The organism is Rhizobium sp. WW_1 (genome assembly GCF_003610155.1).
Classification (GTDB): domain Bacteria; phylum Pseudomonadota; class Alphaproteobacteria; order Rhizobiales; family Rhizobiaceae; genus Rhizobium; species Rhizobium tropici_A.
The window spans coordinates 607,059-633,590 of the sequence record NZ_RAIN01000001.1 but is presented as its reverse complement, the minus strand read 5'-3'; the positions used below and the strand labels follow the sequence as shown (position 1 = coordinate 633,590).

21 protein-coding genes and 1 tRNA gene are annotated in these 26,532 nt (G+C 58.5%); 13 read left to right on the top strand and 9 right to left on the bottom strand.

Annotated features, from left to right (window positions below; translation table 11 throughout):
• Positions 1-28: 28 nt before the first annotated feature.
• Positions 29-727 carry a helix-turn-helix transcriptional regulator gene (locus BJ928_RS02965; protein ID WP_047627672.1) on the bottom strand — a complete coding sequence of 233 codons (699 nt, stop codon included), beginning with the start codon at positions 725-727 and terminating at the stop codon, positions 29-31.
• A gap of 72 nt (positions 728-799) precedes the next feature.
• Here BJ928_RS02965 and BJ928_RS02960 point away from each other — a divergent pair, with 72 nt between their 5' ends.
• The 3 genes from BJ928_RS02960 to BJ928_RS02950 all read left to right on the top strand — a co-directional run bounded on the left by BJ928_RS02960 (position 800) and on the right by BJ928_RS02950 (position 2,814).
• Complete coding sequence (locus tag BJ928_RS02960; protein WP_047627670.1) at positions 800-1,129, top strand: NIPSNAP family protein; 330 nt, start codon at positions 800-802, stop codon at positions 1,127-1,129.
• Positions 1,126-1,473 carry an antibiotic biosynthesis monooxygenase gene (locus BJ928_RS02955; protein ID WP_047627668.1) on the top strand — a complete coding sequence of 116 codons (348 nt, stop codon included), beginning with the start codon at positions 1,126-1,128 and terminating at the stop codon, positions 1,471-1,473. Before BJ928_RS02960 ends, BJ928_RS02955 begins: the two co-directional genes overlap by 4 nt.
• Before the next feature lie 210 nt (positions 1,474-1,683).
• The gene (locus BJ928_RS02950) at positions 1,684-2,814 is read left to right on the top strand and encodes a site-specific DNA-methyltransferase (RefSeq protein ID WP_047627666.1); all 1,131 of its coding nucleotides are present in this window, start codon (positions 1,684-1,686) and stop codon (positions 2,812-2,814) included.
• Between the two features lie 134 nt (positions 2,815-2,948).
• On the opposite strand, the gene BJ928_RS02945 is transcribed toward BJ928_RS02950, so the two are convergent.
• From BJ928_RS02945 to mutY, 3 genes are read right to left on the bottom strand one after another with little or no spacing between them, the layout of a single operon-like run.
• Entirely contained in the window at positions 2,949-3,314 is a 366-nt protein-coding gene (locus tag BJ928_RS02945; protein ID WP_047627664.1) for a nuclear transport factor 2 family protein, read from the bottom strand.
• A gap of 4 nt (positions 3,315-3,318) precedes the next feature.
• Positions 3,319-3,933, bottom strand: a complete 615-nt coding sequence (locus BJ928_RS02940) for an HAD family phosphatase (protein WP_047627662.1) — start codon at positions 3,931-3,933, stop codon at positions 3,319-3,321.
• Between the two features lie 23 nt (positions 3,934-3,956).
• Positions 3,957-5,045 carry an A/G-specific adenine glycosylase gene (mutY, locus tag BJ928_RS02935; protein ID WP_120296448.1) on the bottom strand — a complete coding sequence of 363 codons (1,089 nt, stop codon included), beginning with the start codon at positions 5,043-5,045 and terminating at the stop codon, positions 3,957-3,959.
• A gap of 96 nt (positions 5,046-5,141) precedes the next feature.
• On the opposite strand from mutY, the gene BJ928_RS02930 reads away from it, so the two are divergent.
• From BJ928_RS02930 to ppdK, 5 genes are all read left to right on the top strand, one after another.
• Positions 5,142-5,636 carry a DUF721 domain-containing protein gene (locus tag BJ928_RS02930; RefSeq protein WP_047627659.1) on the top strand — a complete coding sequence of 165 codons (495 nt, stop codon included), beginning with the start codon at positions 5,142-5,144 and terminating at the stop codon, positions 5,634-5,636.
• Between the two features lie 167 nt (positions 5,637-5,803).
• Positions 5,804-6,493: a DsbA family protein gene (locus BJ928_RS02925; protein ID WP_047627657.1), complete on the top strand. Its 690-nt coding sequence runs from the start codon at positions 5,804-5,806 to the stop codon at positions 6,491-6,493.
• 144 nt (positions 6,494-6,637) lie between these two features.
• Positions 6,638-10,099 (top strand): chromosome segregation SMC family protein, encoded by a 3,462-nt coding sequence (locus BJ928_RS02920; RefSeq protein WP_047627656.1) that lies wholly within the window; start codon positions 6,638-6,640, stop codon positions 10,097-10,099.
• Positions 10,100-10,238: 139 nt separating this feature from the next.
• Complete coding sequence (locus tag BJ928_RS02915) at positions 10,239-11,564, top strand: hemolysin family protein (RefSeq protein WP_047627655.1); 1,326 nt, start codon at positions 10,239-10,241, stop codon at positions 11,562-11,564.
• 168 nt (positions 11,565-11,732) lie between these two features.
• Positions 11,733-14,399 (top strand): pyruvate, phosphate dikinase, encoded by a 2,667-nt coding sequence (gene ppdK / locus BJ928_RS02910; RefSeq protein WP_047627654.1) that lies wholly within the window; start codon positions 11,733-11,735, stop codon positions 14,397-14,399.
• Between the two features lie 25 nt (positions 14,400-14,424).
• On the opposite strand, the gene BJ928_RS02905 is transcribed toward ppdK, so the two are convergent.
• Together BJ928_RS02905 and BJ928_RS02900 are read right to left on the bottom strand one after the other, a co-directional pair.
• Positions 14,425-14,706 carry a hypothetical protein gene (locus BJ928_RS02905; protein ID WP_047627651.1) on the bottom strand — a complete coding sequence of 94 codons (282 nt, stop codon included), beginning with the start codon at positions 14,704-14,706 and terminating at the stop codon, positions 14,425-14,427.
• 91 nt (positions 14,707-14,797) lie between these two features.
• Positions 14,798-15,214 (bottom strand): hypothetical protein, encoded by a 417-nt coding sequence (locus BJ928_RS02900; RefSeq protein ID WP_047628763.1) that lies wholly within the window; start codon positions 15,212-15,214, stop codon positions 14,798-14,800.
• 241 nt (positions 15,215-15,455) lie between these two features.
• Between BJ928_RS02900 and BJ928_RS02895 the strand changes: the two genes are divergently transcribed.
• Positions 15,456-16,388, top strand: coding sequence for a DUF1499 domain-containing protein (locus BJ928_RS02895; RefSeq protein WP_047627649.1), 933 nt, complete (start codon positions 15,456-15,458; stop codon positions 16,386-16,388).
• 6 nt (positions 16,389-16,394) lie between these two features.
• On the opposite strand, the gene BJ928_RS02890 is transcribed toward BJ928_RS02895, so the two are convergent.
• Together BJ928_RS02890 and BJ928_RS02885 are read right to left on the bottom strand one after the other, a co-directional pair.
• Positions 16,395-17,303: an MBL fold metallo-hydrolase gene (locus tag BJ928_RS02890; protein WP_047627647.1), complete on the bottom strand. Its 909-nt coding sequence runs from the start codon at positions 17,301-17,303 to the stop codon at positions 16,395-16,397.
• The gene (locus BJ928_RS02885) at positions 17,300-17,602 is read right to left on the bottom strand and encodes a cupin domain-containing protein (protein ID WP_047627645.1); all 303 of its coding nucleotides are present in this window, start codon (positions 17,600-17,602) and stop codon (positions 17,300-17,302) included. Before BJ928_RS02885 ends, BJ928_RS02890 begins: the two co-directional genes overlap by 4 nt.
• Positions 17,603-17,761: 159 nt before the next feature.
• On the opposite strand from BJ928_RS02885, the gene BJ928_RS02880 reads away from it, so the two are divergent.
• From BJ928_RS02880 to BJ928_RS02865, 3 genes are all read left to right on the top strand, one after another.
• Positions 17,762-17,836, top strand: a tRNA-Gln gene (locus tag BJ928_RS02880).
• A gap of 154 nt (positions 17,837-17,990) precedes the next feature.
• Positions 17,991-19,967 (top strand): site-specific integrase, encoded by a 1,977-nt coding sequence (locus BJ928_RS02870; RefSeq protein ID WP_147413886.1) that lies wholly within the window; start codon positions 17,991-17,993, stop codon positions 19,965-19,967.
• Positions 19,964-21,088 (top strand): hypothetical protein, encoded by a 1,125-nt coding sequence (locus BJ928_RS02865; protein ID WP_047627640.1) that lies wholly within the window; start codon positions 19,964-19,966, stop codon positions 21,086-21,088. Before BJ928_RS02870 ends, BJ928_RS02865 begins: the two co-directional genes overlap by 4 nt.
• 16 nt (positions 21,089-21,104) lie before the next feature.
• On the opposite strand, the gene BJ928_RS02860 is transcribed toward BJ928_RS02865, so the two are convergent.
• Positions 21,105-21,722 carry a recombinase family protein gene (locus BJ928_RS02860; RefSeq protein ID WP_047627638.1) on the bottom strand — a complete coding sequence of 206 codons (618 nt, stop codon included), beginning with the start codon at positions 21,720-21,722 and terminating at the stop codon, positions 21,105-21,107.
• A gap of 211 nt (positions 21,723-21,933) precedes the next feature.
• Here BJ928_RS02860 and BJ928_RS02855 point away from each other — a divergent pair, with 211 nt between their 5' ends.
• Positions 21,934-26,463: a hypothetical protein gene (locus BJ928_RS02855; RefSeq protein WP_052227468.1), complete on the top strand. Its 4,530-nt coding sequence runs from the start codon at positions 21,934-21,936 to the stop codon at positions 26,461-26,463.
• The last annotated feature ends 69 nt before the right edge of the window (positions 26,464-26,532 follow it).

Here is a 26,532-nt window from a genome sequence, read left to right as displayed (position 1 = left end):
ATCTTAAGCTGGGCTTTGGAGATGGCGTTTAGAGCGTGTCCGTCATCGCTAGCGGAAAGAGCGCCAGAAACCGGCGCTCGCCCTCGGGCGTGAAGAAGATCGAGCGGCTGTTTTCGGTTCGCCGCGCCCAGCCCTTGTCGAAAAAGTTCGAAAGTAGCGCCTTACCGAGGCTGCCGGCCAGATGCGCGCGCCGCTCGCTCCAGTCCAGGCAGGATCGGCAAAGCGGACGGCGGCTGGAACGCAGGTCGGAGACATCGATGCCGATCGAGCCCAAATGCTTCTCGCCATCGGCCGTCAGGCTCAATCCTTCTCCCATCACGGAGATCGAGCCGGCCTCTATCAGGCTGTCGAGCATCCGCACGCCGTAATCGCCGGCAAGATGGTCGTAGCAGATACGCGCCTTTCGCAGCGCCGGCTCCTTCGGGCCTGGACGATGGCGCAGATGGCCGCGGCTTGCGGCAAAACCCATGATGCCCTCAAGCAGCTTGCCTACGCGATCGTCCGCCAGCGTGAAATAGCGATGGCGGCCCTGCTTGCGTTGGGCGAGCAGGCCACCCGCTTCAAGCTTGGCGAGATGCGCGCTCGCGGTCTGCAACGTTACCCCTGCGGCAGCGGCGAGTTCCGTTGCGGTCAACGCTCGGCCGCCCATCAGCGCCGTCAAAATATTCGCCCGCGCGGGATCGCCGATCAGCGAGCCGATCTGTGCAATGTCTGGACCTTCCTTCATACTTCGATCGTAGCCGAACCATCTCCGTCCTGCAATGTGCGAAAACGTCTGCATCAGCAAAGGAGAAAGCCAATGATCACCTGTTTCATCCGCTATCAGATCGACCCGTTCAAGCAGGAGGCCTTCGCGGAATATGGCAAGGCCTGGGGCCAGATCATCCCGCGCAACGGCGCCGATCTCATCGGCTATTTCGCGCCACACGAGGGTTCGCTGACGACGGCCTATGGCGTCTACAACATCGAGAACCTGGCTGCCTATGAAGCCTATCGCAAGAGCCTCGCCGCCGATCCGCTGGCGCAGGCCAATCTCGATCTAGCTCGCCGCGAGCGATTCATCTTGCAGGAGGATCGCATCTTCCTGAAAAACATATCCCTGCCGCATGCTCCGAGGACATCGCCATGATCGCAGTCATTTTCGAAGTCGTCCCCCATCCTGACGAGCGCCAGCACTATCTCGATATTGCCGCAAGGCTGCGCTCCGAACTCGAAACGATCGACGGTTTCGTCTCCATCGAACGCTTCGAAAGCCTGACCCAGCCAGGCAAGATCCTGTCGCTGTCCTTCTGGCGCGACGAGACCGCCGTTCTTGAATGGCGAAACCGCGAAGCGCACCGTGCAGCGCAGAAGGCAGGGCGGAAGACAGTCTTTGCCGATTATCGGTTGCGCGTCGCGCAGGTGCTTCGCGACTATGGTATGACGGAACGGGCCGAGGCGCCCGATGACAGCCACGCGGTGCACGACATCTAAGGCATGTCGCGTAAAAGTGTGCCGCAGTTTTGCGATAACGACATGCGCTTTAGGATTTTCAACGTGATAGCACTGTTGGATAGGCCCGCATTTCCGGGATCTTGTTCGGGAAATTCGGAAAATATGACACCGCTTTAGCCTTTGGTAACCAAGATAGGTAACCATAACACTCAGTTAAGAGCACCGAGTAAGTGTAACAGCGAGTATCAAATGGCGTCAGTTTTCCCGCTTGCCGACCTCAGAACCTCAGCAGTTCCGGGGTCCTGGATCGACACGATCATCAAGGGCGATTGCGTGGCCGCTCTTGAGGCACTGCCCAATCAATCCGTCGACGTCATCTTCGCCGACCCGCCGTACAATCTTCAGCTTGGCGGCACGCTGCATCGTCCGGACCAGTCGCTGGTTGACGCCGTCGATGACGAATGGGACCAGTTCGCATCCTTCGAAGCCTACGACGCGTTTACCCGCGCCTGGCTGCTCGCCTGCCGCCGCGTGCTGAAGCCGACCGGCACGATCTGGGTCATCGGCTCCTATCACAACATCTTCCGCGTCGGCGCGACCCTGCAGGATCTGAACTTCTGGATCTTGAACGACATCGTCTGGCGCAAGACCAACCCGATGCCGAATTTCAAGGGTCGCCGCTTCCAGAACGCGCATGAGACGATGATCTGGGCGAGCCCGAACGCCAAGGCCAAGGGCTATACCTTCAACTACGATGCCATGAAGGCCGCCAACGACGATGTGCAGATGCGCTCCGACTGGCTGTTCCCGATCTGCAACGGCAACGAGCGGCTGAAGGGCGACGACGGCAAGAAGGTGCATCCGACGCAAAAGCCGGAAGCGCTGCTCGCCCGTGTCATCATGGCCTCGTCCAAGCCCGGCGACATCATCCTCGATCCCTTCTTCGGATCAGGCACGACCGGCGCCGTTGCCAAGCGTCTCGGCCGCCACTTCGTCGGCATCGAGCGCGAGCAGGACTATATCGATGCGGCAAGCGCCCGCATTGCCGCCGTCGAGCCGCTGGGCAAGGCGGAACTGACCGTCATGACCGGCAAGAAGGCCGAGGTTCGCGTTGCATTCAACGCTCTCATCGAGAGCGGCCTCGTCAAGCCTGGTCAGGTGCTGACGGATGCGAAGCGCCGCTATAGCGCCATCGTGCGCGCCGACGGCACGGTTGCTTCCGGCGGCGATGCCGGCTCCATTCATCGCCTTGGCGCGAAGGTCCAGGGCCTTGATGCATGCAATGGCTGGATGTTCTGGCACTTCGACGATGGACGTTCCCTGCGTCCGATCGACGAGCTCAGGGCCATCATCCGCAGCGATCTGGCGAAGGTGGAGTAAGCCTCAGCCATTTCCCGTAAGCATATCTGCCTTCTTCCGTCGTGTACATCCAGTTAGGGAAGAAGGTGAAACGCTCAGGGCTCTACGGGATACATCATCCGGTAGGGCCCTGAGCGTCTTGTCGTCTTCGGATATCAGAAGTCCTGATAGTCAGTGACGTCGACGCGCACGACGCGGCCATTTTCATCGAAGGTGATCGTTTCCTCGCCCTCGCGGATCAGCGGCTTGCCCGTTTTGCTGTTGGTGGCGCGTACCGACCAGACGGCACGGCCCGAAAGCGGCGTCAGCGTTTCCACCAGGGAGTTCGATGCCGTCTGATCGGGATAAGTATCGAAATAGCCGCGGAAGGCTTCCATGATCGCATCGCGACCGGCAAGGCTACCGACACCGTTCGAGACGTAGGTGGCGTTCTCGGCGAAGAAATTCTCGATCTCTTCATAGTTGATACGATTGATCGCATCGTGAAACAGATCGATGCGTTCTGCGGGATCGAAGATCATTGGCTCAGACCTTTATGCCATATGCGGCGAGATCGCTGCGCAGCTTCTCGGCGCCGGTGAAATGAATTGCGTGCCAGCCGGCAGCGCGTGCGCCTTCGACGTTCGGATAGGAATCGTCGATGAAGATCGTCGAGGCCGGATCGAGGTCGAAGCTCTTGGCGTGGGTATCGTAGATCGAGACATCAGGCTTGATCAGGCCGACATCGCCTGAAACGGTGACGCCGCGCGGCTTCGTGAGGAAGGGATAGCGTACCTGTGCCTCGCGGAAGGTGTCGGAAGCGAAGTTGGTCAGCATGGTGACGTCGCGGCCCTCCGCGATCAGCTGCTCCAGAATGGCGACGCTGTCTTCGTAGGCATGCGGGACCATCTCGTGCCAGTGTTTGCGGAAGGCGCGAATCTGCTCTTCACGTTCCGGATGCTCGGCAATCAACAGTGCCTCCGCCTCTTCCCAGGTCCGGCCACGATCCTGCTCGATATTCCATTCATGGGTGCAGACATTGGCGAAGAACCAATCGCGCTCGTCGGCGTCCGGGATGACACGGCTGTAGGGAATGTTCGGGTCGTAATGAATAAGAACTTTGCCGATATCGAAAACGATATGTCTTATTTCCGTCGTCATGAATGAATTCCTGATTCTTGGTCTCAACGTATTTTTGCGAAGGCATTGGGAATAGCCTGAGCGATCGCTTTTTTCATGACTGTCGGCAATGCCTGCTCTTCAAGATTTGTAACCGGCGCCCACCATCCGTCATGGTTGTCCTTCCCGGAAACGGACTTGGCGCGCCAGATCGACAGCCGCAGTTCGAAATGGGTGAAGACATGCGTCACCATGCCGGCCGGCTGCCAGTCGGCCGGGAAGGGTGCTGCCTCCATGCCGGTCTCGCCGTCGATACGCGCTGTCCAGCCCGTCGTCGGCACTTCAGCCATGCCACCCAGCAATCCGCTTTCGATGCGGCGCCGCAGGAAGATTTCGCCCTCGTCATTGACGGCGACGAAGGCTGCTCCCTGGCGCACCGGTTTTTCTTTCTTGGCAGCTTTGACCGGGAAATGCTCGGCATCATGCCCGGCCAGCGCCTGACAGGCGCCATTGAAGGGACAGAGAGAACAGACCGGACGCTTCGGCGTACAGATCGTCGCGCCGAGATCCATCATCGCCTGGGCGAAATCGCCCGGCCGGTCCGCTGGGGTCAGCAAGGCGACCTTCTGCTTCATCAGCGGCTTGGCGCCCGGCAGCGGCGTTGAAATCGCGTAGAGGCGGGAAATGACACGTTCGACATTGCCGTCCATGACAGCGGCCTGGCGATTGAACGCGATTGCGGCAACGGCGGCGGATGTATAATCGCCGATGCCCGGAAGCGTGCGCAGACCTTCCTCGGTATCGGGAAAGCGGCCGCCATGATCTGCCGCAACCGCCTCGGCGCATTTTTTCAAATTGCGGGCACGAGCGTAATAGCCGAGCCCGGCCCAGGCCGCCATGACGTCGTCGTTTGCGGCGGCGGCGAGATCGTCGACCGTCGGCCAGCGTTCGAGGAATTTCGCGAAATAGGATTTGACGGCCGGCACTGTCGTCTGTTGCAGCATCACTTCCGACAGCCAGATGCGATAGGGATCGGGCTTGACGCCCCGTGCGGCCATCGGCGGCGAGACGCGCCAGGGAAGGTCGCGGTGGTGTTTGTCGTACCAGGCAAGCAGCGATGCGGCCGTGGGGGATTCTAAAGTCTTGGTCATGATTTGCCGCATCGGTGGGAAGTGCTCTATACTTGGCCAAGCTGCGTCGGGCGATCAAGCTCCCGAATGGACAAAGAATGCACCGGGAACCCGATTGATATGAGTTATCCCCGAAAAGGCGAGAAGCAGATTTCCGAGCTGACCAACGGCATCGTCGATCCGGTGCTGGCGAAGCGCGCCGGCATCAACACGACGCTGCTCGGCTGCTGGGACGAAATCGCCGGGGAGGACTTCGCCGACTGCACACGGCCGGAAAAGATTGCCTGGGCCAAACGGACGGGCCCCGGCATGGACGACCGCTATCAACCCGGCGTATTGACGATTGCCTGCGAGGGTGCCCGCGCGCTGTTTCTGACCCATGCACAGGGCGAGCTCATCCAGCGCATCAACAGCTTCTTCGGCTTTTATGCCGTCAATCAGATCCGCATCGTGCAGAAGCCGGTCTCGGTCGCATCCAGACGCTCGCGGACGCCGCCGCCGCTGAAGGGCGAGGCGGCGCGCAAGCTGGCTGACATGATTGAAGGCATCGAGGACGAGAAGATCAGGGCCGCGGTTCAGCGCCTGGGCACGGCCATGGCCTGGAAGCGTAGGTAGAAGCCGGCCAAACCGCCGGTTTTGCAGATTGTGGACAGAATTTAAGTTGTCTGTCTTTGCCAGGTCACAATTCTTTGAAGAAAGTTGGCCAACCGTGCCTTGTTAGCGGCAAGCAGCCGTTATATCGCATGAAACATTCGAAGACCTCTTTAACGACGGGTGACTCTATGCCGATGTCCGACATGCTCCTGACCAAACGCCATCTGCTGGGCGGCTCTGCCTTTGCAGCCCTTTCCGTGGCGTTCTCTACCTTTGCCGAGACCGCATCCGCCGCGTCCGCAGAAGACGAAGTGCCGCCGGCTGACGGCGACGTCAACATGAGCGAAGTGCTGAAGCCCGGCCCGCTGCCGGAAATCGCGCTCGGCAAGCAGGATGCCCCCGTCAAGATCGTCGAATACATGTCGCTGACCTGCCCGCACTGCGCGCATTTCGCGGTCACGACCTTCGAGACGATCAAGCAGAAATACGTCGATACCGGCAAGGTTCTCTTCATCATCCGCGAGTTCCCGTTCGATCCGCGTGCCGCTGCCGCCTTCATGCTCGCCCGTTGCGCCCCGCAGGAGCAGTACATGCCGATGGTCGAAATGCTGTTCAAGCAGCAGATCGCCTGGGCCTCGCCCGATGTCGACGGCCGCGCAGCACTGCTGCAGATGTCGAAACTTGCTGGTTTTACTGAGGATAGCTTCACGAAGTGCTTGACGAACCAGAAGCTTCTGGATGATGTCAACTCAGTACGGGAACGCGCAGCCAAGGATTTCGGCGTCAATGCCACGCCGACCTTCCTGATCAATGGCAAGCGCTATGCAGGGGACATGTCTGTTGCTGCCATGTCGAAGCTTATCGACAGCCTGCTCTGATCCGCGCCTTTTTCAATCACAGGCGGGCGGCCGAGGTTGCGCGCCTGTGATTGCCTCCTTTAGATTCGAGTCTGGAGCGATCACGCTCCCGATGCCGGCATCGTGGACGGCCTTCTCCCCGCATGGGAGAAGAGGGCGTTGCCTATGAAGTTCAACAGACTGAGACTTGTCGGCTTCAAATCCTTCGTCGAACCGGCGGAATTCGTGATCGAGCGCGGTCTGACCGGCGTCGTCGGCCCGAATGGCTGCGGCAAGTCCAATCTTGTCGAAGCCCTGCGCTGGGTGATGGGTGAGAATTCCTACAAGAACATGCGCGCCTCCGGCATGGACGACGTGATTTTCTCCGGTTCGGGGAATCGTCCGGCGCGCAACACGGCCGAAGTCGGCCTCTATCTCGACAATAGCGATCGCACAGCACCTGCCGCCTTCAACGACAGCGACGAAATCCAGGTCACGCGCCGCATTGAGCGCGAGCAGGGCTCCGTTTATCGCATTAACGGCAAGGAAGCCCGTGCCAAGGATGTGCAGCTGCTGTTTGCCGATGCTTCCACCGGCGCGCGTTCGCCCTCCATGGTCGGGCAGGGTAGGATCGGCGAGTTGATCCAGGCAAAGCCGCAGGCACGCCGCCAGCTTCTGGAAGAGGCTGCGGGCATTTCCGGCCTGCATTCGCGCCGGCATGAAGCCGAGCTTCGTCTGCGCGCCGCCGAAAGCAATCTCGAGCGGCTTGACGATGTGACGTCGCAGCTCGAAAGCCAGATCGAAAGCCTGAAGCGTCAGGCGCGGCAGGCCAACCGCTTCAAGATGCTCTCGGCCGATATCCGCGCCCGCGAGGCCATGTTGCTGCATATCCGCTGGGTGCAGGCCAAGGAGGCCGAAGCCGAAGCCGATAGCGCACTCAACCAGGCAACGGTGCTGGTCGCCGAAAAGGCGCAGATCCAGATGGAGGCGGCAAAGGCTCAGGGCATTGCCAGCTTCAAGCTACCGGAACTGCGCGACGACGAGGCGAAGGCCGCCGCCGCCCTGCAGCGCCTGCAGATCGCCCGCTCGCAGCTGGAAGAAGACGTCAATCGCATCCTGCGCCGCCGCGATGAGCTGATCCGCCGTCTGGCGCAGCTCGCCGAGGATATCAGCCGCGAACAGCGTCTGGTTGCCGACAACGCCTCCGTCCTCGCAAGGCTGGACGTCGAAGAAGCCGATCTCACAGATATCCTCGCCGACTCAGGCAGGCTTGCCGAGGAGACGCGTCTCGCCTTTGAAGAAGCCGCTGCCAAGCTCGCCGACAGTGAGCGGGTCTTTACCGCCCTGACCGCAGAGCGCGCCGAAGCCGCAGCCGGCCGCAATCAGCTGGAGCGAGCCATACGCGATCTCGCCGATCGCAAGATGCGGCTTGAGCGGCAGGCCAGCGAAGCGAACGCGGAGCTTGCCGCCATCGACGGGAAGATGGCCGATCTGCCCGACCCAAGCGAAAAGCGCGACATGGTCGAGACGGCAGAAAATGTCGTTGCGGATGCGGAAGGTGAGATTCAGCGTGTCGAAGCCGTTCTCGCCAAGGCGCGTGAAACCGAGGCGTTGTCGCGTGGACCGGTCGAGCAGGCGCGGGCGCGGGTGAATGCGCTCGAAACCGAGGCTCGGACCATTTCCAAGATGCTGGCGGCCGGCGATACGTCCGGTGCCTTTTCGCCCGTGGCCGAGGAGTTGCGCGTCGACCGAGGCTTCGAGACCGCGCTCGGTGCCGCGCTCGGCGACGATCTGGAATCCTCGCTCGATTCCGGGGCGCCGGTCTATTGGTCCGACAATGGCAGCGGCGGCAACGATCCGGCCTTGCCGGAGGGCGTCTCCCCTCTGATTACCCATGTCGGCGCACCGGCGGCGCTGACGCGACGCCTGCGCCAGATCGGCATCGTTTCGGCTCAAGACGCTCTGAGGCTGATGCCGGAGCTGAAGCCGGGTCAACGGCTGGTGACGAAGGATGGCGCCGTGTTCCGCTGGGACGGTCATGTCACCGGTGCTGATGCGCCGAGTGCGGCTGCCCTGCGGCTCGCTCAAAAGAACCGCCTTTCCGAGCTGGAAGCCGAAGCAGAGTTTGCCCGCGATGTGCTTGCCGAGGCCGAGGAGCGCCTTTCGGCTGCCGCCAATGCAATCCGAGGTGAAGAGGGCCGCTTGGCGACCGCTCGCGACGCCAGCCGCCTTGCCGCCCGGCATCTGGCCGAGGCGCGGGAAGCGCTCGCCGCCGCGGAACGCGCTTCCGGCGACCTCATCCGCCGCCGCGACGTGATCGTCGAGGCCGTCAGCCGGCTGCAAGAGCAGCTGGAAGATGTGGCCATGCAGGATGAAAATGCCCGCATCGAGCTGGAGGATGCGCCGAATCTCGACGCCATCGACCTGAAGCTGCGTGACCAGCAGGCCGAAGTCGCGACGGATCGTGGCGTTCTGGCTGAAGCCCGTGCCCGCCATGAGGGTTTGAACCGTGAGAACGAGGCGCGTCAGCGCCGTCTCCTCGCCATCCGGCAGGAGCGCGACACCTGGCGCCAGCGTGCTGTCAGTGCCGAGGAACACATTCAGACGCTGCGTGACCGCGAAGAGGAAGCGCGCGAGGAAGCCACCGAACTCGATCTCGCCCCCGATGAATTCGACGACAAGCGTCGTGCCTTGATGAACGAGCTGCAGAAGGCCGAGGAAGCGCGCCGTCAAGCCGCCGACCGCCTCGCCGAAGCCGAGATGGTTCAGCGCGAGGCCGATCGTCATGCGGCGACTGCGCTCTCCGAATTGGCGGAAAGCCGCGAAAAGCGTGGCCGCGTCGAGGAGCGGCTGGTCTCTGCCCGTGAACGCCGGCAGGAAAGCGAATTGCGCATCCGCCAGTCCCTCAATGTCGAGCCGCATGAGGCGATGCGCCTGACCGGCCTTTCGGCGTCGCAAAACGTGCCTGACCTTCGCGAGGTCGAGCGTGAACTGGAGCGGCTGAAGATCGAGCGGGAGCGTCTCGGTGCGGTTAATCTGCGCGCCGAAGAGGAGAGCAAGGAGCTGACGGAACGGCTGCAGGCGCTGATCAAGGAGCGCGATGACGTCATCGACGCCATCCGGAAGCTGCGCGGCGCAATCCAGAGCCTGAACCGCGAGGGCCGCGAACGTCTGATCGTCGCCTTCGATATCGTCAATGCGCAGTTCCAGCGGCTGTTCACCCATCTTTTCGGCGGCGGCACGGCGGAACTGCAGCTCATCGAGTCGGATGATCCCCTGGAAGCTGGCCTGGAAATCCTCGCCCGCCCACCGGGCAAGAAGCCGCAGACCATGACGCTGCTTTCGGGCGGCGAGCAGGCGCTGACGGCCATGGCGTTGATCTTTGCGGTGTTCCTCACCAATCCCGCGCCGATCTGCGTTCTGGACGAAGTGGATGCGCCGCTCGATGACCACAATGTCGAGCGCTACTGCAACCTCATGGACGAGATGGCGGCCTCCACCGAAACCCGCTTCGTGGTCATCACCCACAATCCGATCACCATGGCCCGCATGAATCGCCTCTTCGGGGTGACGATGGCGGAACAGGGCGTCTCACAGCTCGTTTCCGTCGATCTGCAAACCGCCGAACGGCTGCGCGAAATCGCCTGAGAGCAATTCCGCGCAAGGATTGTGAAAACTGTTCTCGTTTCGACAAGAAATTGCCGTGTCGCCTGCCGTGCATCATCAAAGCGTGCTAGCGTCACCTCTAAATCAACAACAGGGGCGCTGATCCGCCCGGAAGGGACGCATGTCTGGCTCGACTGGCGGTGTTTTCGATTTCCTCGGAATACTCGCCGTATTGCTGCTCGTCGCTGCCAACGGCTTTTTCGTTGCGGCCGAGTTCTCTCTCGTTTCCGTCCGCCGCAGCCGCGTGACGGAGCTCGTCGCCGAAGGGCGGATGAATTCCAAGGCCCTGCAGAAGGCGGTCGACAATCTCGACGCCAATCTCGCGGCCACGCAGCTCGGCATCACCATTTCGTCGCTCGCCCTCGGCTGGGTCGGCGAGCCTGCCCTTGCTCATCTGCTCGAGCCGCTGCTCGATTTTCTCCCCGGGACATGGGCTGCGGCCGGGTCGCATGCCATCGCCGTCGCCATCTCCTTCATCATCATCACGGCGCTTCATATCGTCCTTGGCGAGCTGGCGCCGAAGAGCCTGGCCCTGCAGCGCAGCGAAGGCACCGCGCTCGGCGTCGTGCGGCCGCTCGGCCTGTTTCTCTTCCTGCTGCGCCCGGCAATCACCGTGCTCAACGGTCTCGGTAATCTCGTCCTTCGTCTCTTTGGCCTGCGCCCCGGTGCGGGCGAGGGTTCGTTGCATTCGCCTGCCGAGATCAAGCTCCTGATCGCCGAAAGCCAGGAAGCGGGCCTGCTGGAGCAAGCGCAGCAGGATCTGGTCGAACGCGTTTTCAACATCGGCGACCGAGATGTCTCCGACATCATGACGCCGCGGCTGGAGGTCGATTGGATCGACGCCGACGACACGCCGGAGGAAATGCAGAAAACCATTCGCGAGAGCCGCTTCGAACAGCTTTTAGTCGCGCGCGGATCGATCGACGAGCCAATCGGCATGATCCTGAAGAAAGATCTTCTCGATCAGCTGCTGAACGGCGAGCGGCTCAATCCGATGGCCGTCATCCGCCAGCCCTTGGTCGTTCATGAATCGACCGCCGTCTTCAAGGTGCTTGAAAACTTCAAGCGCGCGCCCGTCCGCCTCGCGATGGTCATTGACGAATATGGCAGCCTGGAAGGCATTGTGACGCAGACGGATCTGCTGGAAGCCATTGCCGGTGATCTGCCCGACATGGAAAACGACACGCCCGATGTCGTCGAGCGCGCCGACGGATCGTTGCTGATGGAAGGCATGATGCCGGTCTACGACGCCTTTGCGCGGCTCGGTCTGCGTGTGGGCGAAGAGGACGTCAATTTCCACACGCTTGCAGGTTTTGCGCTCTACCAGCTTGGTCATCTGCCCGAGGTGGGCGAAAGCTTCTCCTTCGGCGGCTGGCGTTTCGAGATCGTCGATCTCGACGGCATGCGCATCGACAAGATCCTGGCCCAGCGCGAGCCGCAGGCCTAGCCATCTTCGTTGCCAAGCACGACCCGGAAGCTCCTGATTTCCATCAATCGATTGAAATCGGAAAGCTCCGGGTCATATTTATTGTGCAGCGCAACATTTTGCCATATTTCTCGATTTTCATTTGTGGCTCAATGAATTAAGTTCAACCGGAGGAGTTGGACGGAGACAATGACGAATTGGGTCTACACATTCGGCGACGGGAAGGCCGAAGGGAGCGCAGCAGATTTTGAGCGGCTCGGCGGCAAGGGCGCGAATCTTGCTGAAATGTGCAATCTCGGCCTCCCGGTTCCGCCGGGCCTGACGATCGTCAGCGACGTCTGCACTTTCTACTACAAGAACGGCCGCAAGATCCCCGAGGAGCTGAAACCGCAGGTCATGCGAGGGCTGCAGCGGATGGAGGCCATCGCCGGGCGTAGGTTCGGCGATACCGAGCGTCCATTGCTGGTGTCCGTGCGCTCTGGCGGGCGCGCCTCGATGCCCGGCATGATGGATACCGTCCTCAATCTCGGTCTCAACGACGCCACCGTTCAGGCGCTCGGCCACGATGCCGGCGATGCCCGTTTTGCCTGGGACAGCTATCGCCGCTTCATCCAGATGTATGCCGATGTCGTCATGGGCCTTGACAACGAGGTTTTCGAAGAGATCCTGGAGGATGAGAAGGCGCGGTTCGGTCATGAGTTCGATACCGATCTGACGGCCGTCGAATGGCAGCACGTCGTTTCGATCTACAAGACCGTCATCGAGGAAGAGCTGGGCGAAGCCTTTCCACAGGAGCCGGAGGTTCAACTCTGGGGCGCCGTCGGTGCGGTCTTTGCGAGCTGGATGAACGCCCGCGCCGTTACCTATCGCCAATTGCACAATATTCCCGAGGCATGGGGAACGGCCGTTAATATTCAGGCAATGGTGTTCGGCAATCTCGGCAATTCATCGGCGACCGGTGTTGCCTTCACCCGCAACCCGTCGACCGGCGAGAAGGAGCTTTACGGCGAATTCCTCGTCAATGCGCAGGGAGAGGATGTCGTTGCCGGCATCCGTACGCCACAGAGCATTACGGAGGCCGCACGCCTCGCATCCGGCTACGATAAGCCGTCGATGGAAAAGCTGATGCCGGAAGCCTTTGCCGAGTTTCGTGACATCTGTGCGCGGCTCGAAGCGCATTACCGCGATGTTCAGGATCTGGAATTCACCATCGAGCGCGGCAAGCTCTGGATGCTCCAGACCCGCAGCGGCAAGCGGACCACCAAGGCGGCAATGAAGATCGCCGTCGATATGGTCGACGAGGGACTGATTACGGAGGACGAAGCGGTGTCACGCATCGAGCCGTCGACGCTGGATCAGCTGCTGCATCCGACGATCGACCCGCGCGCCCGCCGCGAAGTCATCGGCTCCGGCCTGCCCGCATCCCCGGGTGCTGCGACCGGCGAGATCGTTTTCACGGCGGAAGAGGCTATTCTCGCCGAAGAGGAAGGTCGCAAGGCCATCCTCGTGCGGATCGAGACCAGCCCGGAAGACATTCACGGGATGCACGCCGCCGAAGCGATCCTCACCACGCGCGGCGGCATGACCAGCCATGCAGCTGTGGTCGCCCGCGGCATGGGCATTCCCTGCGTCGTCGGCGCCGGCACCATGCGTATCGACATGCGCAACGAAAAGCTGATCGGCGTCGGTGTCACCTTGAAGAAGGGCGATATCGTTACGATCGACGGCTCCACCGGTCAGGTGCTCAAGGGCGAGGTGCCGATGATCCAGCCGGAGCTTTCGGGCGATTTCGGTAGGATCATGGCGTGGGCCGACCGCTCGCGGCGCATGACGGTGCGCACCAATGCCGACACTCCGGCCGACGCACGCGCTGCTCGCTCCTTCGGCGCCGAAGGCATCGGCCTTTGTCGCACCGAGCACATGTTCTTCGAAGGCGATCGCATCCATGTGATGCGCGAGATGATCCTCGCGGAGGACGAGGAGGGGCGCCGCGCCGCCCTTGCCAAGCTCATGCCGATGCAGCGCCTCGATTTCACCGGCCTGTTCACCATCATGCATGGGCTGCCGGTCACCATCCGCTTGCTCGATCCGCCGCTGCATGAATTCCTGCCGAAGACGGATGAGGAGATCGCCGAAGTGGCTGTGAGCATGGGTATGGAGGCGGCCGCCCTGCGCCAGCGCGTTGACGCGCTGCACGAGTTCAATCCCATGCTCGGCCATCGCGGCTGCCGGTTGGCGATTTCCTATCCCGAGATCGTCGAGATGCAGGCCCGCGCGATTTTCGAAGCTGCTGTTCTCGCCGCGCGCGAGACGGGAGCGGCTGTCGTGCCTGAGATCATGGTGCCGCTCGTCGGCCTGCGCTCCGAGCTGGATTACGTCAAGGCACGCATCGACGAGGTGGCGCGCGCCGTGATGACCGAAGCGAAGATGAAGATCGATTATCTCGTCGGCACGATGATCGAGCTGCCGCGCGCTGCATTGCGTGCCCATATCATCGCCGAGGCGGCTGAATTCTTCTCCTTCGGCACGAACGACCTGACCCAGACCACCTTTGGCATGTCACGCGACGACGCGGCCTCCTTCATCCCCACCTACCAGCGCAAAGGCATCATCGAGCATGATCCCTTCATATCGCTCGATTTCGATGGAGTGGGCGAACTCATTCGCATCGCGTCCGAACGTGGCCGCCGCACGCGCAACGACATGAAGCTCGGCATCTGCGGCGAGCATGGCGGCGATCCTGCCTCGATCCATTTCTGCGAGGATATCGGGCTGGACTACGTATCCTGCTCCCCTTTCCGCGTGCCTATCGCACGGCTTGCCGCGGCTCAGGCGGCGATCAAGGGGCGTGCTTGATTCGTAAAGGCCGAACGGCGCCCCATCAGCGGCGCCAATAACCGCCGCGATAGTAATAGCCCGGACCGCCGACCACCACGGTCGGTCCCCAGAAGAAATCATCGTTGCTTTCCATGAAAGCCCGTTGATCCGCGCGCCGGCTGAGATCCTGGTTCATAAGGCAGTTGGCGAAGGCCTGTGTGCCTGGCTTGAAGCCGTAGCCGCTGCATCTGCCTGCGTCTGCCGCTCGGATTTCTTCGGCTGTCTGGCAGGAGGAAAGCGCAAGCGTAATGGCGAGGAGGGAGAAGACGGAGGCAGCGATACGCATGACTTGAGGTCCTGATACAGGTGTGCAGGCGACAGTTATAGCGCCGCGCATGGCGGCGCGAAAGTCGTATTGCGGCCGCAGGCCGAATTGCTCAGGCGGCTTCCTTCGGTCTTGCCGGCAGCCTCTGCAGAAGGTCGACGAAGGCATCGGCAAAGCGCAACAGGTGCTCGGTGTCTTCATCCGGCTGCAGCAGACGGATTTCCGCACCGTCCCCGTCAAGCGCGGCAAAGAGCGTACGCATCGTCGCATCGCCTTCGGGAATGCGGATGACGGCCAGTCTGCGGCAATCGTCGATCAGACCGGCGGCGGGCAGATCGAACAGGAAATCGCCATGTACAGCCGAGGCGGCGTTTCTAACGGCCTCGCAAAAGCTCGGCTCGCCGTCGGAGAAGCCTTCGAGCGAAAGCTCCAGTTCCAGCAGTTCCAACGGCAGGATCGGGTCCGCCAATTCGGCTCCGGCAATCGCCGCACCCGGCAGCTGTTTGGCAGCGACGTCTTGAGAAAGCATCGGTTCCATCTCATCAAGTCCTTTCACAGCCTCGATAAAACGCTAAAGAATGGCCTTTTTTAGGAATTTAAGCAAGCGCTCACGTTTTTGGTCTAGGCGTTACTGGTTTCAGCCTCGAGAGAACATTGCGTGTTGGTGCCGTGACATTCGATTTATTTTCGTCGTTTCTTGATCTAAACATAGGTCGTATTTTGGGATTCGGTGCATCCGGCTTCCGATCCGACGCGCCGACGAGCCCTTGATGACCATTCGCTTCGACCGTCCCGTTTCACATGCCGCCCGCGCCGCGCGTTTGATCGCTTCTTTTGCCCTGGTGTTGTGTGGCGTGACGCTGATCGGCCATCGCTTCGGGCCGCTGGAGACGCCTTATTTCGTGCTGCTGCTGCTGATTTCGGCCGGCTGTGCCGCGTTGGCGGTGCTGCTTGCGCTGGTCGGCCTTGCCCAGCTCTGGCAGAATGCCGCCATCGGTGGCGTTTCGGCCGTGAAGGCGCTGGTCTATGCCGCACTGCCGCTTGCCATTTTCGGCTTCGGCGCCGAACGCTATTGGACCCGGCCGCATATCTACGAGATTTCGACCGATCTCAACGACCCGCCGGAATGGCTGGCGACGCCGGATGCGCGCCAGCTATGGCTGCCGCCCCGTCATCTGGTGACGCAGCCGGAGCGCGAGGCGCAGTTCGATGCCTATCCCGCCTTGATCAGCCGCCGTTATGAAGGTGCGAGCGACCGTGTTCTGGAAGCGGTGCGCAAGGTCGCGCATGATTATCACATCACCATCGTCAAGGCCGAAGGCGCCGATGTCGCCGATCCGAACGGCGATACGAGACCGAAGCGGCGCGGGCGTGCACGGACCGTCAATCCCGCGCAGGATGACGTCGCCGGCGGCGATGTCCCGGCAATCGTTCCCGTGCCGACGCCGCGTCCCTTCCGCGACGGCGTGGCGGAACTCATCCGCCAGAATACCGACGTCATTCTGCAGGGAGAGACCCGCACCCGCATCTTCGGTCTGCCCTGTGACATACTCATCCGCATCCGCGAGGAGGCGGAAACGACGCTGGTCGATATCCGCGTCGCCTCTCGTTACAGCCAGGACGATCTCGGCGTCAGCGCCGATCTGGCCGATGGCTATCTGAAGGCGTTGGATGCGGAATTGCTCGGCATCGCCGGAAGCTGAGGTGGCTCAAGCCGGACGATAGGCCCCGAGCAGCGCCGGTGGCCCATCGGTTTCCACCTGGCCCTTCTCGACCAGATCCTCCAGATGCGCGAGTACAGAAAGGGCGGCCGCCCCATGCAGACGCGGGTCGGTATCGCGATAGATGGCTTTGACCATGTCCGGGATCAGCCGGTCGCCGGCCTTGATGCGCTCCAGCACGGCGCGCTCGCGCATGCGGCGGTGCGTTCTGAGGCCGCGCATGAAGGAGGCGGGTTCCTTCACCGGGCCGCCATGGCCCGGTAGAAACAAACGGTCCTCGCGGGCAAGCAGACGCTCCAGCGAGGTCATGTAATCCGCCATCGAACCATCCGGCGGCGCAACGATCGAGGTTGCCCAGGCCATGACATGATCGGCCGAAAAGACGATGCCGGTGCCGTCGAGCGCGAAGCAGGCATGATTGGCCGTGTGGCCCGGCGTCAAGAGCGCGGTCAGCTGCCAGCCGTCTCCCGAGACGCTTTCGCCATCGCCAAGCACGATGTCAGGCCGGAACTCCATGTCGGAGCTTTCGGCAAAGGGATTGACCTCGCCCTGATAGAGCGGCCGCGCCGCCCGGTGCGGCCCTTCGCCGACGGTGAGCGCGCCCGTCGCCTCCTTCAGCCGCTTCGCCAGCGGCGAGTGATCGCGATGCGTGTGGCTGACGAAGATATGCGTGACCTCGCGCCCCTTCAGCGCCGCCATCAGGGCGGCAAAATGCGCCTCGTTCTCCGGACCCGGATCGATGACGGCGACGGAGGTCGTGCCGACGATATAGCTGTTGGTGCCGTGAAAGGTGAAAGCGCTGGGATTGTTGACCGTCATCCGCTCGATGCCTGACGCGACAGGCACGGCGCGGCCATAGGCGGGGTCGAAGGCAAGGTCGAAGTCAGGCGTGCTCATGATTGCTTGTATTCGATTTCGATAAAGGACATTGGCTCGGAGCCGGCATTGACGACATTGTGCTCGACACCGGCCTCGCGCCGATAGGCGGCACCCCTGGCGATATCGACCCGGCGGCTGCCGCCGGGCTCCTCGAGCAGAAACTGGCAGTCGGTCATCGGAACGACGACATAGCCGAGGCCATGCACATGATGCCCGGTATCGGCGCCCGGCCCGAAATCCCAGCGCGTGATGCGGCAGACGGCGTCATCGAGAAGCACGGTGGGCACGGCCGGCGGTCGGGCGCGAAACTGGCTCATCGGACCTCCTCATTCCTGATGCAGTGCAGCAAGACCTATCATACCGGCCCGAAAAGCGCACAGAAATATGTATGCGCACTCAACTTAGTCATTGTAGCGCGATGCGACCTTTGCTAATCAGACGCCGATTTGGCTGGTATAAGCAGCCATCTCCTCTGTTGGGGCGTCGCCAAGCGGTAAGGCACCGGTTTTTGGTACCGGCATTCCCAGGTTCGAATCCTGGCGCCCCAGCCAAGTTTTGCTGTTTTCTCGGAAAATGCCCGATTTCGAAGGCTTCCAGCATGGCTGGGAATCTGGAAATCGCGATTGTCATACAGGAATGTCATATTCCATTGTCTGACACGTTGAAGGCTTGGGATGCCTGTTTGCCCTCCAAGAGGGTTCTCAAATGGCAGTGGCTCAATATGTTTTTAAACGTGGCGCAATCTATTGGTGGCGTCGGCGTTTACCGGATGGAACCGGTTCGCGTGCTCTGTTGCTGATCGAAATCAGCCTGCGGACAAAATTTCTGGAGCGGGCGAAACGGCTCGCGGCCGAGATTACCCTGGTTAGCGAGCATCTCATTCGGGACATACGCCAAGAGATGATCGACCCTGACGACGCGAAAAAGATACTTATAAAAGTTGCCAAGAAGCATAGCGCAGAGCTGGACGTGACCGCCGCAGCGGAAGTCGCAAACGGCGAAGACGTGGAAGCTTCTCGTTGCAGCGATATTGTTGCGGGTTGGACAAATCGGATTTTCGCAGCCCAAGGTGACTTGGCAAGAATAGGTCCACATGAACAGCGCGAAATGAAGGCTGCCGGTCTCGATGAGGTGGTGATCGACGAAGTCAAAAAGCATCTGAATTTCTATCGATGGCACGGAATCTATCCGCCTCCTCCTGGCAAAATTCTCGAAATTTTAGAAGAGCACGATATTCCGGATACGAAGGTCAATTTCCAACAAGCACAACAGCTGTATCTTCGCGGCATGTCTGCCGCTCTTTTAGATACACGAAGGCGTTGGACAGGCGTTCGGCCAGACGATGACGCACTGTTGCAAGCCGCGCTTGTCGCTGATGCCGCAGCCATAGAGCCGTATGTACCGCCGCGTCCGACATCCAAACCCATACCCATACCCCAAATGGATGGGCCGGAATTACAGCAGGAAGAAGATGATTTCGATGTCGAAGATGAAATCGAAGAGGATGGTGACGATCTGGAGGAGCCCACGAGAGGCTTGGTCGAGATCGTAGAAAGGGCCGCCGGTCAAAATGTAAAATCTGACGATTGGACGGATAAAACGGCAAAGCAGCATGTCGCGCTGGCAAAGCTATTCGTACGTTTCGTCGGACATGATAACCCTGCGAAGATGCGGCAGTCGCATGTCGCTGACTTCAAGCTGACGCTGTCCGAGATGCCCAAAAATTACGGGAAGTCTCCGCGAGACCACGTTATCCCTCTTATCGACATTTTGGCACGCGCCAAGGACATGCCGCCAGAGCAAGTCGGTTTGTCACAGGGAACGTTGAACCGGCACATGACGCAGATGGGCAATATTGCCGACATTTGCAAACATGCTGGTTTTCCATTCGGGAATTTTGAGGGCGTTTCTGGTTTGCGGTCGAAAAAGAAAGGCAGTGGGCGGGGCGAACGGGCTCGCTTTTCGACCGACGAACTTCGGCTGCTTTTTAACCTGCCCATCTGGAATGGATGTGACGGCGAGAACAGCCGGTTGTCGCCTGGAGAATTGACATTCCATGACGCGAGCTACTGGGGTCCGATGCTGGCCCTCTATCACGGTCCGCGTAGGGAGGAATATTGCGGATTGCTGGTTTCCGAAGTGGAGGCGGATGCTGAAGTTCCTGCTATCCGCATCGAGCCGAATTTCGTTCGCGGCTTGAAGAATGCAGATTCTAAACGCCGCGTTCCGATTCATCCTGAGTTGATCCGATTAGGTTTCCTGGAATACGTCGCCGCGCTCAAGGACATTGGGCATGTTCTGCTATTCCCGGAACTCAGAGCGGCAGCACCGTCCACCCCGATGGGGGACGTTTTCGATGAAGCTTGGCAAGACATGCGGGTAGCAGCCATTCCATCTGCGAAAGAGGATGGCAAAGTGCTGCATTCCCTTCGGCATTGGTGCAATAACGAAATGAAGCAGTTCGGAGTGGCGGCGGAAATCAGAAAGGATATTCTCGGGCACACCAACGCCGACACAAATGAAGGACGCTATTCTGATGCCGCCCGACTGCGCGTCATGGCCAAGGCTCTGGCTCAGTTGCCTCAACCGACCGCTCACCTTTCGCGGTTTCCAATTCGTCTGATCGAGCGCGTTGAAAAACATCATGCACCGCCGACCAAAGCGAGGAAGTCGGCTCCATGACCGCCGCGCAATCTCCATTTGCTAAAGCGATGGCATTGGCCAAACGCCTCGTTGAATTGGGAATAAATCCCTTTCAATCTGATGCTGATCGATACGTCGTCTTGCTGGATGGCGGCGGTGGGGAAATCATCGACTGGGGAAAGCCTCTGCGCGGCACCCGCTTTTTCGAGCCAAATGCCATTCGCAAGGATCGGCCAATGGTTGCCGATTTTGAAGCCTTCGCTAAGCGGCGCGGGCTCAATGACTGCGTTTACTGGGGTGTCGGCCTGACAGGGGCTAAGGCCGATCCTGAGAACCTGGATGCGGCACTGAAAAGCTTCAACGAAAAGATAAATATCGAATTTAGCGAGCTTCGAAAAAGCGGGAAGTTCGAAGTGCTTCTCCTGGCCATCCATCCACGTTATGATGACTTCTCAGGGCTTTTCGATTTGCATGCGCATTTCGTCGCCAGGGTTCCCTCAGAACATAGGGATGCAGTCAAACTACGGCTGCGGATAAAGTTCAGTAAGACGGATTTCCCTGATCGTGCAATCCGTAACGCTGGTGCTGTGGCAACCTATATGCTTTGGGGAGTCTTCCGAAACGACATCATGGTGCAGTGGCCGGACAACGCGCTACGAGCCGCCTGGAAGCTCACACAGAGCCGTTTTCATTTCGTAAGGACCGGTGGCTCATTTCGGCAATGGAGAGCTTCCACAGTGCCGGTGAAGGACAAGGCCGGGTCTTCGGTCGATGATGCAAAAAAGCGCAGCAATCGCGCGGAAACGGCTGATACGCGACAACAGGTTGCAAATAGCGACCGGCTGCTTTCAAAGATCATGATAAAAATCCGAGGCGTCCGGATGGCGGCACTTCTTTTCGAGGCAGCGCTGCCGCGTGAGGAAGCCTCTGTCAAGGCGGAGGGACGTCCCGTCCGGGAGTATTCTTCAGCGGCTAGTATCGTAACTCAGGAGCCGCCAACTTTAGAGGAGGTGACGGCCACTGCCCAACTTTCTGGTGGCCCCACCACGGTTTGGAACCGTTTCATGGTAGCCATAGAGCCCGTCACGGCACCAATCTCGGTGTGGACCAAAAAAATCCACGGAATCGGGCAACAAATTATCCGGCGGCTCCTGAGTTGATGCACCTGAAACCCGATTAGGAAACTCCCAGAACCTTGATGCCGTCTGGCCGCAGTTCCCCACCGGGAGACACATGGCGATACAGGGTTTGGCGGGAGATTTTTAGCTCTTTGCAGAGATCGGCAACAATCGTGTCAGGTTGACCCATTGCTGCTTGTGCTAGGCGAATCTTGGCTGCTGTCATCGTCGCCTTTCTTCCGCCAACACGCCCACGAGCACGAGCGGAAGCCAGTCCGGCCATGGTTCGCTCTCGAATCAGCTCACGTTCAAATTCGGCGAGGCTGGCAAAAATCCCGAACATCAACTTGCCCTGGGCAGAGGTCGTGTCGACAGGGGTCTGCCCGGATAAAACACGAAAACCTATCGACCGTTTAGAGAGGTCATCGACTGTCGTAACAAGGTGACGTAGATCACGGCCCAGCCTGTCGAGCTTCCAGACAATGAGCGTATCACCAGGACGAATGGCTTTCAGGCAGCTTTCCAGACCGATACGATCATCTTTCTTCCCGGATGCCAAGTCCTGATAAATCATAGCCGGGCTCACTCCGGCCTCAATCAATGCATCTCTTTGAAGGTCTAGCGTCTGGCTGCCGTCCGCTTTCGAAACCCTCATATATCCCAATAGTTCACCCATGCTGAAGTCCTTGTCACCTAAACGGTCGTTTATGTGACCATGATGAATCGTGATCCTGTCGGCGGCAATCGCGTCACTTAAAGCGTCACTTTTTCAATGCTCCAAATATGTGCTGAACATGTTCATTGAGACACGCAGCCGTAGACACCGTCGTCCGGCCGTGAATTATGCTTAGTTGCTGTTTCGTCATCAAAACTACCTTAGCGGGCCAATGCTGGAATTTTCAAAAATCAATGCCTTCGACGGCGGCCAACGAGCTTCATTCGAAGAACTGCTTTGCCAACTGGCGCAACGTGAGAAATTTCCAAACGGCTCTCGTTACCGACGAGTCGAGGGCGCTGGCGGGGACGGTGGTGTCGAGGCTTATTGGACGCTGCCCACCGGCAAGAAAGTCGGTTACCAGGCCAAGTTTTTCCTTCGTGCTGGCGATATCGACTGGGCGCAGATCGATAAATCTGTACTTCAGGCAATCGCCACTCATCCAGAGCTTGAAAGATATGTGGTTGGCTTGCCATGCGACCTCACAGACAAGCGAGGCAAGGCGAGAAAGGATAGCAAGTCGGGGTGGGAGCACTGGGAAAAGCATAAGAAGGACTGGGAGCAGGCAGCGCTTGCAAACGGCCTCTCCCATATTGATTTTGTTGCATGGCCTAAAAGTGAAATCAACTCGAGGCTGATTGCGAAAGGTGCGGAGGGACTTAGAGAATTCTTTTTTGGGGGCGTCGAGCTTTCTCAGGAATGGTTTCAGAACCAACTTGATCAGGCGGTTGCAGCTCTTGATGAAAGATATCATCCGGAAGATCACGTTAACATTCGCCTGCAGACATTGTTTTCAACAATAACCAGAAGCGCTGCATCCAGGAATAAACTTTCAACGACGTTGAACGCGGTATGCCAATTCACATTACCTGGCGGAGAAATAGCTTCGCTGTCGGCTCAACCGGACGTAATCATCCTTGAAAACCTTAAGAAGACGCATGCAGACCTCAATGCAATATCCGAAGATTTCGATCTTAGCCCCGCGCAGCGCTGGGATGTTGACAACTGGATCAATAAGTTAACCGCCTTAGAGAATGCAACGTCGGCACTAAACTCCTGGTGCTGGTCGCAATCTCGGAATCTGAAAGACAATTCTCGGGACGAAACTACTCTGCGGCGTTGCATTGACGAACTCGCGAAGCTTTCATCCTTAATATCGGATTTTGACGATACCATCCGTTCACCTTATATGATTGCCGAAAATCAGCGACTTGCCATCGTGCGAGGTGCGGCTGGGGCGGGAAAGAGCCATCTTTTTGCACAGTGTAGCGCCGATGCGCTCAAGGCGGGGCAACCAGCCCTGCTATTCCTTGGGCAGAGGTTTAACGATACAGAACTTTGGACACAGATTGCAGGCCAGCTTGGCTTGCCTGGTAGGACGCCGGATCAGATACTTGGTGCTCTCGATGCTGCAGGAACCGCATCCGGTGTGAGATGCCTAATTTCGATTGATGCCATTAACGAAGGCGTCGGCAGCAGATACTGGAAAAATCATATCGCTCCTTTTATCCAGATGCTCCAAAGCTATGCTGGCGTCTGCTGTGTCGTATCTTGCCGAACCGAGTATTTCGATGCCGCTGTACCCGATAGCACCGCATCAAAGTATCGAATATTTGATATTCGAGGGTTCGAGACTTCTGAAGAACAATTGGCAGCAGCGCGGGTCTATCTTGATAAACGCGGCATAGCTCGCCCCAGCACGCCTTGGTTGGCACCTGAATTCATCAATCCGCTATTTTTACGTTCCGTCTGCGTTTCGTTGGAGAGAGACGGAAAATCAGAATTTCCTTCCGGCCTTACAGGAACGAAGAAAATACTGAAATACTACCTCGAAAGTATGGGACGTAATATCCAGGCAAACGAAGATTCTGCTGTATCGCTTGTTTCCAAGCTTGGCCGTACAGCTCAAGAGATCGCAGCTCGTATGTTAGCGGATCGAACTGACTTCCTAGCTCTCGACAAATGTCGTGAGGCGATAGCCATTCATTTCGGTGACATAACGCCGCGCTCGGAAAACGAATGGCTGTCGATCATTCTGAGAAACGGGCTTCTTCGCAAAGACCCAAATCCGGACGCTTCAGATGAGGTATTTGCGGACCCCGATGTTGTGCGGTTTAGCTTTCAGCGTTTTCAAGATTTCTTGATGGCCGAAAAGGCGGTTGAAGACATCAGTGATCCAGCTGGAATCTTCGATGAAAACCAAGCTCTAAACTTTTGCATCGATGCCAAGTCGCATGTTGCCTGGCAATGGCGTGGCCTTCTTGATGCGCTCTCAACAGTGTTGCCAGAGAAGTTTGGCAAAGAGTTGGTGGACTGCATGCCAGGAGCCGCTAACCAATGGTGGAAAGACTGGGGAATTCGTGAGGGGTTCAAGGAAAGCGTTAAATGGCGGGAACGTTCTGCGTTCTCCGACCGAAGCCTAGAATTGCTGAATAAGCTCGGCGGTTCTGATTCGTTGGACATTCTGATACAGATCGCCGTCTCAGCCGATCATCCTTGGAATGCCGAGCTGTTGCATCGAAACTTAGAAAAACGAAAGCTTCCGCATCGTGATGCCAGCTGGACCAATTGGGTAAATGCTCAGGATTCTGATCCTGATTCGAATGTGGGGGTATTGATTGAGTGGTGCCTCACTGGGCAGGCACCAAACACAAATCCCCAAAACCGGTTTTTGGCAGCGCTTTCTCTATGCTGGTTTTTTTCGACTACCAATAGACGAGTTCGCGACAAGGCAACTAAAGCTCTGTCAAACCTGTTACTCGTTGAGGAGGGCATATTCGTTGAACTGCTGGCAAGGTTTGCCAAAGTGGACGACCCTTATGTCCTGGAAAGACTCCTTGCTGCTGGGTACGGCGCATGTTGCCGTAAACCAGAAGCGGGAAAATTGAACCTGTATTCGCAGGCGGTTTACAGCCACCTTTTCGAAAATCGATCACCACCTTATGGAATGTTGTTACGAGATTATGCACAAGGCATAGTTGAATTGGCGGAATACCATTCGTCCTTGCCAGTTGCCGTCGATATTCAGGTCTGTAAGCCCCCGTATAAATCTCCAAAACCGCGCCTTTCTGTCAGTGAGGAGCAGTTAAATATTGTCGCCCAAAACGCAGGAGACGACAGTATCGCATCTTCTTCAACGTCATCGATGGCCGATTTCGCGCAATACGAAATCGGCTCGCGGACACACGACTTTCTGACTGTTCCTTTGCATAAGGAACGCCCGCTTACTGCGAAGCACAAACTAAAAATTTTTGAAAAGGAAATCGTGACGTCGAATTCCGAACGCATGGTTGCATTCGAAAAGCTCGAAAAAACGGCCAATCCATATTGGTATGGGCTCTATTCAATAGAATGGGGACGTAGGGTATCGAAACCAAGCAAAGCGGAGGTCAAGCGTTGGGAGAACGATTTGGATGCCGCTAGACTCAATTTCCTGGGACTTTTGTCGGCGGAGGAAATTAAACGTTACGAGAATGAAGCTGTACCCGGTTTGTATCCCGCAAAAAAGGAAACGAAGCCACCGGAAAAGTTCAATCAGGGATCACTTCGCAGGTGGGTGGCAAAACGGGCGTATGACTTCGGATGGACGAAGGCACGTTTTCCGCATGATAGCTCCGGTAGAGGAGACTATTCTCGCGACCGACCGATGATAGAGCGGATTGGCAAGAAATATCAGTGGTTGGCTCTTGACGAGCTGTTGTGCAGATTAGCAGATAACTACTGGTTGGATACGGGGTTCGACGATCCACCCTTCGCATATCGACGTGCCACAGATATCGGCTTCAGGCGTGACATAGATGCGACGATCACCGAGGATAGAGAAAAACGTTTAAACTCGGACGAAGCGGGCAGTCAGTGGTTTTTCGAGCCGGTTATCAAATTGCCTTCCGTCGAGGAGCAGACCCTCACTAAATGGCCGTTTGAGCAAGACCCAGCCTCAGAGCTGGGACGGATGCCATTTCGCGTAGACGAGACGGGCAAGCGTTGGCTAGTGGTCTATGAGCACCAATCGCAGAGCGAAAAATATTCTCAGGACCGGCGGGGTGAGCACGGTTTAAGACTGCAGGAATTCCGCTTCCTCTCTGCAGTCAAAGTCAAGCTTACCGATGCAAGAACCGTAGCCAAGGCCTTCGAAAAGAAGCAGCAGATCGATATCCAGCATTGGTCCATCCCCGAGATGACCGACAGCGCGTTTTTGTACGAAGCTCCGTGGCGTTCAACGTGGCCGCAAGATGGATGGCGGTATGATAACTGGCGAGTGCCGACAGGCATTCCTTATGCCCAACTCGGAGCACGGTATCATTGGGAGAGTCATTTGGACGCCTCCCTGCCAAGCGGCTATTCAGCGTATATTCCCGCGCCGTGGCTTGCCCGCGAGCTAGGCCTCCAGCCGGATTTCGCGGAACTTGGTGCCTGGAAGGATGCAGAGGACAAAATAGCATTTAGACAGTTTTTTGGTGAAGATGGCAGTGTCGTAGCCCTGTTGTCGGAAGATCATCTGTCGAGAACTATCGGAGAAGACTGCACATTTTTGACGGTTATGATTGCCGAACGAAATTCCTGGCCAGGGGGGAGCAACCACCATGCAGCCTGGCGACGATCAGAGGGCGTTTGCTGGAGAGATGGGCGCGGCATAAACAAACTTTTGTGGAAGAGAGACACGCGCAACGGGACATCGGACCTGACGGGAACCGACGCCTAGTAATACCCAAAATTATTTCGTCCATTGCGGCCGACGGAAATCTCCTGAACACTTCATCATGTGGTCACT

Coding starts and splice junctions, on each gene's coding strand:
- BJ928_RS02940 (WP_047627662.1), bottom strand. CDS start 3,933: ATGACGACGGAAATAAGACATATCGTTTTCGATATCGGCAAAGTTCTT.
- BJ928_RS02905 (WP_047627651.1), bottom strand. CDS start 14,706: ATGCGTATCGCTGCCTCCGTCTTCTCCCTCCTCGCCATTACGCTTGCG.
- BJ928_RS02930 (WP_047627659.1), top strand. CDS start 5,142: ATGAGTTATCCCCGAAAAGGCGAGAAGCAGATTTCCGAGCTGACCAAC.
- BJ928_RS02920 (WP_047627656.1), top strand. CDS start 6,638: ATGAAGTTCAACAGACTGAGACTTGTCGGCTTCAAATCCTTCGTCGAA.
- BJ928_RS02950 (WP_047627666.1), top strand. CDS start 1,684: ATGGCGTCAGTTTTCCCGCTTGCCGACCTCAGAACCTCAGCAGTTCCG.
- BJ928_RS02865 (WP_047627640.1), top strand. CDS start 19,964: ATGACCGCCGCGCAATCTCCATTTGCTAAAGCGATGGCATTGGCCAAA.
- BJ928_RS02915 (WP_047627655.1), top strand. CDS start 10,239: ATGTCTGGCTCGACTGGCGGTGTTTTCGATTTCCTCGGAATACTCGCC.
- BJ928_RS02870 (WP_147413886.1), top strand. CDS start 17,991: ATGGCAGTGGCTCAATATGTTTTTAAACGTGGCGCAATCTATTGGTGG.
- BJ928_RS02925 (WP_047627657.1), top strand. CDS start 5,804: ATGCCGATGTCCGACATGCTCCTGACCAAACGCCATCTGCTGGGCGGC.
- BJ928_RS02890 (WP_047627647.1), bottom strand. CDS start 17,303: ATGAGCACGCCTGACTTCGACCTTGCCTTCGACCCCGCCTATGGCCGC.
- BJ928_RS02965 (WP_047627672.1), bottom strand. CDS start 727: ATGAAGGAAGGTCCAGACATTGCACAGATCGGCTCGCTGATCGGCGAT.
- BJ928_RS02955 (WP_047627668.1), top strand. CDS start 1,126: ATGATCGCAGTCATTTTCGAAGTCGTCCCCCATCCTGACGAGCGCCAG.
- BJ928_RS02885 (WP_047627645.1), bottom strand. CDS start 17,602: ATGAGCCAGTTTCGCGCCCGACCGCCGGCCGTGCCCACCGTGCTTCTC.
- BJ928_RS02860 (WP_047627638.1), bottom strand. CDS start 21,722: ATGGGTGAACTATTGGGATATATGAGGGTTTCGAAAGCGGACGGCAGC.
- BJ928_RS02960 (WP_047627670.1), top strand. CDS start 800: ATGATCACCTGTTTCATCCGCTATCAGATCGACCCGTTCAAGCAGGAG.
- BJ928_RS02855 (WP_052227468.1), top strand. CDS start 21,934: ATGCTGGAATTTTCAAAAATCAATGCCTTCGACGGCGGCCAACGAGCT.
- ppdK (WP_047627654.1), top strand. CDS start 11,733: ATGACGAATTGGGTCTACACATTCGGCGACGGGAAGGCCGAAGGGAGC.
- BJ928_RS02945 (WP_047627664.1), bottom strand. CDS start 3,314: ATGATCTTCGATCCCGCAGAACGCATCGATCTGTTTCACGATGCGATC.
- BJ928_RS02900 (WP_047628763.1), bottom strand. CDS start 15,214: ATGCTTTCTCAAGACGTCGCTGCCAAACAGCTGCCGGGTGCGGCGATT.
- BJ928_RS02895 (WP_047627649.1), top strand. CDS start 15,456: ATGACCATTCGCTTCGACCGTCCCGTTTCACATGCCGCCCGCGCCGCG.